Source organism: Haliscomenobacter sp. (assembly GCF_040403615.1).
Taxonomy (GTDB): Bacteria; Bacteroidota; Bacteroidia; order Chitinophagales; family Saprospiraceae; genus Haliscomenobacter.
The window spans coordinates 1,873-12,476 of record NZ_JBBAKG010000142.1; the positions used below are offsets into that span (position 1 = coordinate 1,873).

The window sequence follows — 10,604 nt, forward strand, 5'->3', positions numbered from 1 at the left end:
TCAAGGAATGGCGTATTGTCAACGATGGTGTGATGGGTGGCATATCCAAAAGTTCCTTACTGTTTACTGATGCCGGCCATGGGCAATTTTCAGGTCACGTTTCATTGGCGAACAACGGAGGATTTGCCTCGATCCAATTGAACACAACGATACAACTGGCGGAAGAAAAGAATTTCATTGTTTTGCGCGTAAAAGGAGATGGCAAACGTTATGAATTTCGTTTGAAGGGCGAAATTTCACAGTATGAGTCTTACGTGCACCCATTTGCCACTTCTGGAGAATGGGAAAACCTCAAGTTAGCAATCAGTGAATTTTACCCTCAGTTTCGAGGGCGCAAATTGAACATCCCGAATTTCAATTTTAAAAGCATCGAACAATTGAGTTTTTTGATCGCCAACAAGCAAGAAGAAGACTTCGAATTATTGATTGATTGGATAGGTTTGGAGTAAATTAAAAAATGATAGCGACTATTTTGGAGAAGAGTAAAACATACGGACGACAAGAAGGCCGATCCCATAACAGGCCTGAGCGGTCAGCTCAAAAACTATTTGCCTTTTGACCCATCCTTAAAATTCTGTAACTTTGTATTGAATACTATAAAACTTAGAATCATGAAACCAACAACAACATTAGGGCACAGCACCTTGACTGTGAACAGAATTGGGCTTGGCTGTATGGGTATGTCTGAGTTTTATGGTTCTTTTGATGAAAAAGAATCCATCAATACATTGCATAAAGCCGTCGACTTGGGCGTCAATTTTTTCGACACCGCCGATATGTACGGTTGGGGGGCGAATGAACGCCTATTGGGAAAAGCATTCAATGGCCGATGGGATGAGGTGATTTTGGCTACCAAATTTGCGATAATGCGGGGACCCAATGGTGAATTTCTTGGACTCAACGGCAAGCCAGAATACATTCGGCAAGCTTGCGACCAAAGTCTTCAAAATTTGGGCGTTGAGTCAATTGATTTGTATTACATGCATCGGCAGGATCCCAAAGTGGAGATTGAAGAAATAGTGGGTGCAATGAGTGAACTGGTAAAACAAGGAAAGGTAAAACACTTGGGTCTTTCTGAAGTCAATGCAGCAACGTTGCGTAGGGCCCACGCAGTTCATCCGATTACGGCGCTGCAAACCGAATATTCCCTATGGAGCCGTGAACCAGAAGATGAGATTTTTGAAGTTTGTCAAGAACTCAGTATCACCTTTGTGGCCTACAGTCCGCTGGGTAGAGGGTTCTTGACGGGAGCGATTAAAAGTCGAGCAGATTTGGAACCAGGGGATTTCCGGCTTAATAATCCACGTTTCACGGATGAGGCGATAAGCGAGAATTCAAAGTTTGTGGAAGTCATTGACCAAATTGCACAAAGCAAAAAAGTCTCCAAAGCGCAAGTTGCCCTTGCTTGGGTACTAAGTCAAAACGATGAAATTGTCGCCATTCCAGGCACTAGAAAAGTTCAGCGTCTTGAAGAGAATTTAGGTGTATTCAAGGTAGAATTATCTGAAGCTGATTTGGCGCTTATTCAAAAGTCTATGCCATCAGAGACGATCGGGAATCGGTATTAGTAAGATACTGCGTTTTGAAAGCAACTTGGACTTGCTTATACGACAAATCATGCGCTAAAAAGACATATCTTCTAACCTCCAATATCAACCATCCATGTTACAACTAACCGTCCTTTACCCACAGCCTACCGATGTAGCACAATTTGAAGCCGATTATATCGAGCATTTGGCCCTGTTGCATGAAAAAGCAGGCATTCCAACCACCGTAAAACCCTATACGGTGACTAAGTTTATGCCTACACCTGATGGTGCTCCTGCTTATTATCAAATGTTTACGCTGCCTTTTGAGTCGCCTGAAGCTTTGCAAGCTACGATGGCATCGGCAGCCATGCAGGAGGTTGGGGCTGATGCGCATCGAATTTCGACTGGCGGTGCACCTGTTTTTCTAGTGGGTAGCACCGAGTAATTACTCCCCCGTAAGTATCTGATCACAATTAATGATTCGGTACTTATTTTTGCTATTTTCAACACAAACATGAGTTGTACCTTGGTCGCTTTTGGCCAAGGTACAACTCATGTTTAGACAAGCTCTTGCAAACCAATAACATCAACCTACCATGAAAAACACCTTCATCCTTATTCTCCTCTTCGCCGCTGCATGTACCAGCCCCGCACCAAGCAGCCAGAGCAAACTGAGCATGCTCGAAATGGACCACAAATGGGTCGTTATCGACGAGCAAAAAACGGTGCTCTACGACGTATTCCTCTACGACAACGGCCCCGATGCATCTTCTGATGGACTGTACCGCATCGTCAAGGATGGCAAAATTGGTTATGCCGATGCAAGCACCAATGCCATCGTGATCGAACCCAAATACGACTGTGCCTATCCATTTGAAAATGGCAAAGCCAAAGTAAGTACCAATTGCAAAACTGTTAAAGACGGAGACTACGACGTTTGGGAGAGTGACGCTTGGCAGTTTATTGATAAAAAGGGCGCACAGTAAACGGTAAAAATTACATTTTATCAACAGTCAATTTTACGCAATGAAACCATTTACTTTCCTGTCTATACTCGTTTTCATTTTGTGGTCATTTGCGCCCACCCACGCCCAAATCGCCTCAAAAGACATCGACGCCCTGGTCACCGATGCCCTGGCGAAATTCAAAGTGGCAGGCGCTGCAGTTGCCGTGGTGCAAGATGGCAAAGTGATTCACCAAAAAGGCTACGGTGTAATTGATATCAACACCAAGAAACCTGTCAACGAATACACCAACTTTGCCATCGCCTCTAATAGCAAAGCCTTTACCACCATGGCCCTTTCCATCCTGGAAGAGGAAGGCAAACTGAAATGGACGGATAAGGTCAAAGACCACATCCCCGAATTCAAGATGTACAACGACTACGTGACCGAAAATTTCAACATCCAGGATCTGCTCACCCACCGCAGCGGAATGGGACTTGGCGTAGGTGACTTGATGTTTTTTCCCGATGGTTCAGACTTTAAGATCAAAGATGTGTTGTCTGCTTTTCAATATTTTAAACCCGTTTCGGCATTCCGCACCAAGTTCGATTACGACAATTTACTTTACCTCGTGGCCGGTGAAGTCATTGCCCGGGCCAGCGGAATGAGTTATGAGCTTTTTGTGCAAAAACGCATCATCACACCCATGCAAATGAACCACACTTTTGCCGCAGAGGATTTGATGAAAGACAAAAGCAACCTGGCCATCCCGCATTCTTCCGAATCGGGTACCATTAAGGCCATTGCGCCCTTTGGCAAGCAAATCAACTCTGCTGCTGGCGGCATTTTGTCAAATGTAGCAGATCTGTCTAAGTGGATGATGATGCACCTCAACAATGGTACTGTTGGTGAGGGGGTGAAATTCAATCTGGTTTCTTCTAAAAACCATAATGAGATGTGGACTTTGCACACAATCTTACCCACCAGTCCCAATCCTCGTTACAATTCCCATTTCAATGGCTATGGCCTGGGCTGGGGCTTGAGTGACGTAAAAGGGAATTTACGGGTGACGCACACCGGCGGTTTGCCTGGCATGCTTTCCATCGTCACCATGTATCCCGATTTGAACCTGGGCATTGTTGTATTGACCAATACCGAAAATGGCGGAGCAGGACTTTTTTCAGCCGTGAGCAATACCATTGCCGACAGCTACCTGGAGCTGGATAATTTTGGTTGGACAGATAAGCTCAACGAAAGAATGACCCAAGAAAGAAGCACGGGCGATGAAGTCACTAAAAAAGTATGGGAAAAGGTGGAGTCCGCCAAAAACGTGAAAGTTAAAAATGCCGATTACATTGGCATTTACGAAGACAAGTGGTTTGGCAAAGTGGAAGTGTTTGAAAAAGGGCAACAACTGTGGTTCAAATCTTACCGCTCCCCCAAGTTAAACGGACCAATGGCTTTTTACAATGCCAACAGCTTCGCCATCAAATGGGAATACCAGGACATGAACTGCGATGCACTCGCCATATTCGCCTTGGATGAAAACGGGAAAGCTCAATCCATTAAAATGAAAGGCATCTCGCCCAATATCGATTTTAGTTTCGATTTTCAGGATTTGGACTTGCAGAGGGTGGAAAAGTAAGACCAATTGAACCGAAAACTGATCGGATTAAGCAAACCATTAAAATAAGGTGGAATCAAACTGGATTAACAACGGTTAATCCATTAATCCAATTAAAATCAGAAATATTACGGGTGTAAAGTTCTGAACCAAAGACTAAGGCAGTAGCGGCAATTAGGGCATCGCCTGGCGACATTTTACGGGTTTGACGTAATAAAATAGCTTGGTTGATAATTGGCAAAGCAATTTCTTTGACATCTAAAATGTCAAAAGCACTTTGAAAATAGGCTTTGTCAATTGCCGTTAGGGAAGGAAATCCTAGCACTTCAAGCATCGTAAAAGAAGATATTTGATGAGAAGGGTCGCTTACAAGTGGGCGTAAGTATGCATAAGCAGCTTGAGCAGAATAGATAAGAATGTTACTATCCAATAATATCATTGGTTATCGTTGTATAGGAAAGGTAAATCACGCTCTTGGCGTTGTTCTTTTTGCCATTCAGCAGCATCGCCGAAATAAGACGCATCACCACCTTGAGCAATAATCGCCTGGTGATAGGCTAATTCTTTAACTGTTAAGCGTTTGTTTTCCTTAGGTACTGGTATAGTAGTTAGAACAGAAATGCCCAAACGCTCTATAATCGGTAAAAGAGCTGTCCAATCTTTCGGATTTTCAATATTAAGAATGACTTGCATGATGGTTTGTTTTAAATACAAAAATATAACTTTTTCTTAAAAGAAATACAAAGGATGTATGCTATGTTTTAAAATACCTCCCTTGTGTTTCACCTTTTTAGACTAATCTAAGAGAGCATTTTTTGTTCTTTGGTAGTCGTACCTAATCTTCTTAGTAGAAAAAAACATTCTAATTGTCCAAAAAAGGAGCAGGAAGTACTTAGTAATGAATTAATTTGGGATGATCATCCTCCAAAAATTACAATCATGAAACACCTATTCACCATTTTCATTGCCTTTTGCACGCTTCCCAGCTTTGCGCAGAAAACCCTGCCAGCAGAGGTTGTGGCAAGCATCAATGCCCGGATCAGCAACGGCTACAGCCCCAGCATCGCCATCGGCATCATCGATAAAGACGGCCCGCAGTATTACCTCTTCGGCACCAAAACAGCCGGAGGGCAGCCCGTCAACGAACATACCATTTATGAAATTGGCTCCATTTCCAAAACCTTTACAGGTATTCTCCTGGCGCAAATGGTGCAAGACGGCCAAATGAAAACCGATGACCCAGCCCAAAAATACCTTCCTGCCGCAGTAACCCTGCCTACCCGGAAAGGCCAACAAATCACGTTGGGGCATCTGTCCGACCACACTTCGGCATTGGCGCGCTTGCCTACCAACTTTGCACCCAAAGACCCCGCCAACCCTTATGCCGATTATACCGTGGAGCAAATGTATGCCTTCCTGAATGGGTATACCTTGCCGCGAGATATTGGTGCGCAGTATGAGTACTCCAATCTGGCGCAGGGCTTATTGGGGCATATCCTTTCGCTCAAAGCAGGAACATCCTACGAGGCATTGATGCTCAGCAAAATTGCCACCCCCTTGGGCTTGAAGGAAACCAAAATCACTTTTGATGAAAAAATGAAGCAAAATCTGGCCATGGGTTACAGCCAGGGTGTGCAGGTGTCCAATTGGGACATTCCCACGTTGGCAGGAGCGGGTGCCATTCGCAGTTCTGTACACGATATGTTGATTTACCTCGCCGCCAACATGGGTTTGAAAAAAAGCAAATTGTACCCTGCCATGCAACTTTCCCATCAGGTGCGTCACGACAAACCAGGCGGTAGCACCCGGGTTGGACTGGGTTGGCACATCTCCAAAGGAGCCGAGGGGGATATAATTTGGCACAATGGGGGCACGGGCGGCTACCGCACTTTTGCCGGATTTGTGCAAGAAACGGGCAAAGGAGTGGTGGTGTTGACCAATTCCGATAAAGGTGCCGATGATCTGGGCTTTCGCTTGCTCAACTCCGCTGAAAAGTTGATGGAGGTAAAAAAATCCGCATTGGTTGAAATCAGAAAAACGCTAGACGCACAAGGTACAGAGGCTGCCTGGAAAGCCTATGAAACTTTAAAAAAAGACCAGGTCAATGCTTATGAATTCAACGAAAATGAATTCAACACCACGGGGTATACCTACCTGCAAAGGGGCAACGCCAAAACTGCCATTGCGCTATTTAAAATCAACGTACTGGAATATCCAAAATCCGCCAATGCCTACGACAGCTACGGCGAAGCCCTGATGAAAGATGGCCAAAAAGAAGCAGCCATCGAAGCCTACAAAAAATCCATCGAACTCAATCCAGGCAACACCAACGCTACCGACATATTGGCCAAAATGGGTGTTGGCGAAGCCAGCAAGGTGTTCATCGTGGATGAATCCGTTTTGGAGTCCTATGTTGGCGTATACGAACTGGGCCCTAACTTTACCATCACCATCACCCGCAAAGGCACTCAACTTTTTGCTCAGGCTACCGGCCAAGGCCAATTCGAGTTGTTTGCCAAATCAGCTACCGAATTTTTCCTGAAGGTAGTGGAGGCTCAAGTCACTTTTACTTCCAAAGACGGCAAAGTGGAAAGTATGACCTTGTTCCAGGGTGGGCAGGTGATGCCGGGTAAGCGGATCAAGTGAGCTGATAAACTGTGTTTTAATCCATAGTCATGAGCCGATTAAGCAGGTTATTCGGCTCATTTTTTAGTACATTGTGAGCCGAATAACCTACTTATTCGGCTCACAATCTACAAATGATGCGCAATCAAAAAGGAAAATCGGGTTGGCCCCTCGACCTCAAAAAAGCAGTATATCTATTGACGCTATTCTCATTTAGCGTCATTTCAGCCAATAGTCAGGATGTATGGCCAACGCAAGGCTGGGCTAAAACCAGCCCCAACAAAGTGAATTTAATCGCCGACTCCCTCGCCGCCCTTGATCGTGATTTTGCCAGTGGAAAATACGGTCATGTGGATGGCATGCTGATCATCCGGCATGGTCGGGTGGCGTATGAAAAATCGTATAGCCATCACTACGCAGAAATCTATCAAGGGGAAGCCACAAAAAAAAGTGGCCTAAACGCTACTGACCCTACCGGGCCTTACAACTACTTTTCCTCCTGGTGGCATCCCTTTTACCATGGTAGTAATTTGCACACCTTACAATCCGTCACAAAAACCGTTACTTCGATGATCATCGGAGTTGCGGTGACGCGCAAGGAGTTTCCTTTTTTGGATACACCAGTCTTGAGTTTTTTTGATACCAGCACCGTCAAGAACATCGACGATCGCAAAAGGAGAATGACCATTCGGCACCTTTTGACCATGACGGCCGGATTTGATTGGCATGAAAACCTCCCCTACTCCGACCCCAACAACAGTTGCAGCAACATGGAAGCCAGTTTTGATTGGGTCAAATTCACCATCGATCAGCCCATGTCGGACGAGCCGGGCAAGGTTTTTAATTACAACAGTGGGGCAACTGAGTTGTTGGCTCATATTTTTCGGCTAGCGACTGGCCAGGACATTGAGGAATATGCTGTGAAACATCTTTTCACGCCACTGGGCATTAATAATCATTTTTGGAAACGCAGCCCTTATGGTTTAATAGACACAGAGGGTGGCCTTTATCTGGAAAAAAGTGATTTGGCCAAGCTCTTTTATTTGTTTCTGAAAAACGGGAAGTGGGAAACCAAACAAATCCTGAACACAGATTGGATTAGTCAATCGGTTTCTCCTTACATCAAATTTGGCCCCAACAGTGGCTACGGCTACAAGTGGTGGCTGGGCTCCTATGGCAGCAAACCCGCTGAAGTTACCTGGGGTGGCAATGGTTTCGGGGGCCAGTTCCCGATCATTATTCCTGAATACGATATGGTGGTGGTGTTTAATGCCTGGGATATTTTTCCAAGTGCACAAACCAGGAATTACAATCCAGATTTTTTGGTCAAAAAAGTACTAAACGCCGTTGTGGAGTACCATGAAAAGAAAAAATGAGCCGAGTACTTTTATGAGATTCATTTTTACCAGGTGTCAAATCATATTTTGAAGCGACCGAGCCACCTCCAGGATGGAATTTTGTGGCACAATCATTATTTCACCCGTTTAATCCATCCAATTATGAAAAAGATCATCACCCTGCTTTTCACTGCATTTTTGGCCGTTTCCTGTGGTATCTTCACCTCGTTGACCTCCACCACTACCATTGGCCCACAGAATAGTTTTGTGCTGGGCAACAACCAACATGGGGCTTTTAGTGTCGATTTGAAAAATATTTCGCCCAATCCCCTTAAAATCCACCTGGCACCTATTGATGGTGGAACGCATTCACCCATGGTAGTGCAGCCGAATCAAAAAGCGAGCCTGAAAGTGGATAAAAACACTGCAGTAGTCATCGGCAACCCCTCTAATGAGAGCGCCGACGTGGAACTGAAAGTACATGGCGATACTGGTCTATCGATGGGATACAAAAATTAGGTAGTTTCCAAACCTTTGTTGCAGCTTCGGGTTTTGTCTACTAAAGATAAAACCCGGAGTGCCGCAACAACATGAACTTCCAAGTGAACTTATACGCCTTTGTACTGCTCTTTGCCTTTCTGCAAGGGCTTTTTTATGTGTATCAATTCTGCAAAAGGGGCTTCTCGGAAGAGCGTGCCTCAGATTTTTGGCTGGCAGGGCTGATTCTGGCCTTGTGCATCACCAATATTCCTTCAATGCTCGGGTTTATGGGCATTTACATTTTGGGACAAGATTGGTGGTTTTTTCCCCAGGATACGGGTTTGATCATCGGGCCACTGGTTTATTTTTACTTAAAGACCCAAACCAATGCCCAGTTTAAATTCAACGCCGTGGATTACTGGCATTTCTTGCCGTATGTTGTTTATTTTTTCTACCACCTGCTGGTTTTTCTTAGTGGCAAAGAGGGGGTAGATTGGTGGGCTCAACGGATCCACAATCCATTTCAATTAGGCAACTTGCATAGTGTTACCGAAATTGTATCACTCCTGGTGTACACAATTTTGTCTTTGCGCCTTTACCGCAGGTATCGCCGCTGGTTGCCCACCGAGCGCTCGGATACTGAGGCGATGCTCCTGAATTGGTATAAAAACTTTCTGGCTTTGATCGTGCTGGGAGTGGTATCAGCACAAGTGCTTTATGTTTTGGGGTTTTTCGTTTCAATCGCTTATTGGGATGACTGGATTTTGCGGGCTATCGTTGCATTCAACATCTGTTACATCAGTTTCAATGGCTACTTGCAACCCCAACCACACCGGTTGATTTTCGATACCAATATCCCAATGGAATCCAATTTTGGGTCAGCTAATTTAGAAACAGCCATAAAAAAAACAGAAAAGCCGGACCCAGTTGAATTAGAAATATGGTGCAAAAAGGTGGAAGTCGTGGTACAAACCGAAAAATTGTACCTCAATCCGGAGCTCACCTTGAGTGATCTATCAGCAAAATTAAACTCAAACAACTCCTGGGTCTCTTATGTGATCAACACCGGCTTTCAAAAGAACTTCAACGATTTTGTCAATGCCTTCCGCGTAGCCGATTTTCAGGAAAAAGTCATTGATCCGAAGTTGAGCCATTATACCCTTTTGGCCCTTGCCTATGAATGTGGGTTTAATTCAAAATCAACCTTCAATCGGGCCGTGAAAAAAGCCACGGGTGAGCTGCCTTCTGCGTTGGTCACCAAAAAATAGCAGTAAGTTTTTAATCAGGAGCTTTTGATTATCCTAAAATCCAATTGTGCTGTCAAAAATGAGTTTTGAAATAGCTAAATGGTGATTACCTTTACTTTACAACCTGGTTAAACCATTTTCACCAAAACCTCCCAACAACTATGAGACAGCTATTAAATACCCTTTTATTCCTGGCGATTGCCCAGGTTTGCACGGCTCAAATCTCCGTCACTTCCACTACTTTTCCTGTTGCAAACGATACCTTGCGATATGCCACTGATGATCGGCCAGTTCTTAATGTTCAAAGCCTTTTCACACCACCGGGCGGTGGCCAAATCTGGGACCTGAGCAAATTGCTTGCCCGATCCGTATCCAACCAGGTATACAAAATCGCCAGCACCGGGAAAAATGCCAGTGCCTATCCTGGCGCTGAGTTGGTGGTGATAGACGCATTCAGGGAAACTTATTACAACGTAACCAATACAAGCTTTGAGAACATGGGCTATGCAGGTGCGGATCCATTTGGGTTGGGTTTGAGCGCCCGGTTTAAATTGCTCCCCGCCTATACCGAGCGCCGTTCCCCGATGAATTTTTTCGACATCAAGGTTGCCAATTCTGCTATAATTCAGGGATTTGCGGTGGGTGAGCTGCCGGAAGTTGTCAAAAAGAATCTTCCCACCAGCGCAACCTTAATTGACTCCATCCGCGTTCGTTTGACTTTTTCCCGCAGCGATGTGGTAGATGCTTTTGGTACCCTGAAGTTGCCTTTTGCCCAATACACCGTTTTGCGGGAAAAACGCACCGAATACATCTCTACC

The 10,604-nt window shown here is 44.9% G+C and carries 12 protein-coding genes; 10 read left to right on the top strand and 2 right to left on the bottom strand.

Features of this window, described 5'->3' with window-relative positions; translation table 11 throughout:
- From ABW391_RS26295 to ABW391_RS26315, 5 genes are all read left to right on the top strand, one after another.
- Window positions 1-449: CIA30 family protein (locus tag ABW391_RS26295; protein WP_353484885.1), on the top strand; the 449-nt coding region annotated here is incomplete at its 5' end.
- Between the two features lie 162 nt (window positions 450-611).
- Window positions 612-1,568, top strand: coding sequence for an aldo/keto reductase (locus ABW391_RS26300; protein ID WP_353484886.1), 957 nt, complete (start codon window positions 612-614; stop codon window positions 1,566-1,568).
- 94 nt (window positions 1,569-1,662) lie between these two features.
- Window positions 1,663-1,974, top strand: coding sequence for an EthD family reductase (locus ABW391_RS26305; protein ID WP_353484887.1), 312 nt, complete (start codon window positions 1,663-1,665; stop codon window positions 1,972-1,974).
- 151 nt (window positions 1,975-2,125) lie between these two features.
- A complete protein-coding gene (locus tag ABW391_RS26310) occupies window positions 2,126-2,515 on the top strand; it encodes a WG repeat-containing protein (protein ID WP_353484888.1) in 390 nt (129 codons plus the stop codon).
- A gap of 40 nt (window positions 2,516-2,555) precedes the next feature.
- Window positions 2,556-4,118, top strand: a complete 1,563-nt coding sequence (locus ABW391_RS26315; protein WP_353484889.1) for a serine hydrolase — start codon at window positions 2,556-2,558, stop codon at window positions 4,116-4,118.
- A 55-nt stretch (window positions 4,119-4,173) separates the two neighbouring features.
- Here ABW391_RS26315 and ABW391_RS26320 read toward each other — a convergent pair whose 3' ends face one another.
- Both ABW391_RS26320 and ABW391_RS26325 read right to left on the bottom strand, forming a co-directional pair.
- Window positions 4,174-4,536, bottom strand: coding sequence for a type II toxin-antitoxin system VapC family toxin (locus ABW391_RS26320; RefSeq protein WP_353484890.1), 363 nt, complete (start codon window positions 4,534-4,536; stop codon window positions 4,174-4,176).
- Complete coding sequence (locus ABW391_RS26325) at window positions 4,533-4,790, bottom strand: hypothetical protein (protein WP_353484891.1); 258 nt, start codon at window positions 4,788-4,790, stop codon at window positions 4,533-4,535. The genes ABW391_RS26320 and ABW391_RS26325 overlap by 4 nt, the downstream gene beginning before the upstream one ends.
- Before the next feature lie 246 nt (window positions 4,791-5,036).
- Between ABW391_RS26325 and ABW391_RS26330 the strand changes: the two genes are divergently transcribed.
- From ABW391_RS26330 to ABW391_RS26350, 5 genes are all read left to right on the top strand, one after another.
- Entirely contained in the window at window positions 5,037-6,743 is a 1,707-nt protein-coding gene (locus ABW391_RS26330) for a serine hydrolase (protein ID WP_353484892.1), read from the top strand.
- Window positions 6,744-6,856: 113 nt separating this feature from the next.
- Window positions 6,857-8,098: a serine hydrolase domain-containing protein gene (locus ABW391_RS26335; RefSeq protein WP_353484893.1), complete on the top strand. Its 1,242-nt coding sequence runs from the start codon at window positions 6,857-6,859 to the stop codon at window positions 8,096-8,098.
- A 123-nt stretch (window positions 8,099-8,221) separates the two neighbouring features.
- The gene (locus ABW391_RS26340) at window positions 8,222-8,578 is read left to right on the top strand and encodes a hypothetical protein (protein WP_353484894.1); all 357 of its coding nucleotides are present in this window, start codon (window positions 8,222-8,224) and stop codon (window positions 8,576-8,578) included.
- Between the two features lie 71 nt (window positions 8,579-8,649).
- A complete protein-coding gene (locus ABW391_RS26345) occupies window positions 8,650-9,807 on the top strand; it encodes a helix-turn-helix domain-containing protein (protein WP_353484895.1) in 1,158 nt (385 codons plus the stop codon).
- Between the two features lie 140 nt (window positions 9,808-9,947).
- Window positions 9,948-10,604: hypothetical protein (locus tag ABW391_RS26350; protein WP_353484896.1), on the top strand; the 657-nt coding region annotated here is incomplete at its 3' end.

Coding starts and splice junctions, on each gene's coding strand:
- ABW391_RS26305 (WP_353484887.1), top strand. CDS start 1,663: ATGTTACAACTAACCGTCCTTTACCCACAGCCTACCGATGTAGCACAA.
- ABW391_RS26335 (WP_353484893.1), top strand. CDS start 6,857: ATGATGCGCAATCAAAAAGGAAAATCGGGTTGGCCCCTCGACCTCAAA.
- ABW391_RS26330 (WP_353484892.1), top strand. CDS start 5,037: ATGAAACACCTATTCACCATTTTCATTGCCTTTTGCACGCTTCCCAGC.
- ABW391_RS26340 (WP_353484894.1), top strand. CDS start 8,222: ATGAAAAAGATCATCACCCTGCTTTTCACTGCATTTTTGGCCGTTTCC.
- ABW391_RS26320 (WP_353484890.1), bottom strand. CDS start 4,536: ATGATATTATTGGATAGTAACATTCTTATCTATTCTGCTCAAGCTGCT.
- ABW391_RS26325 (WP_353484891.1), bottom strand. CDS start 4,790: ATGCAAGTCATTCTTAATATTGAAAATCCGAAAGATTGGACAGCTCTT.
- ABW391_RS26315 (WP_353484889.1), top strand. CDS start 2,556: ATGAAACCATTTACTTTCCTGTCTATACTCGTTTTCATTTTGTGGTCA.
- ABW391_RS26345 (WP_353484895.1), top strand. CDS start 8,650: ATGAACTTCCAAGTGAACTTATACGCCTTTGTACTGCTCTTTGCCTTT.
- ABW391_RS26300 (WP_353484886.1), top strand. CDS start 612: ATGAAACCAACAACAACATTAGGGCACAGCACCTTGACTGTGAACAGA.
- ABW391_RS26310 (WP_353484888.1), top strand. CDS start 2,126: ATGAAAAACACCTTCATCCTTATTCTCCTCTTCGCCGCTGCATGTACC.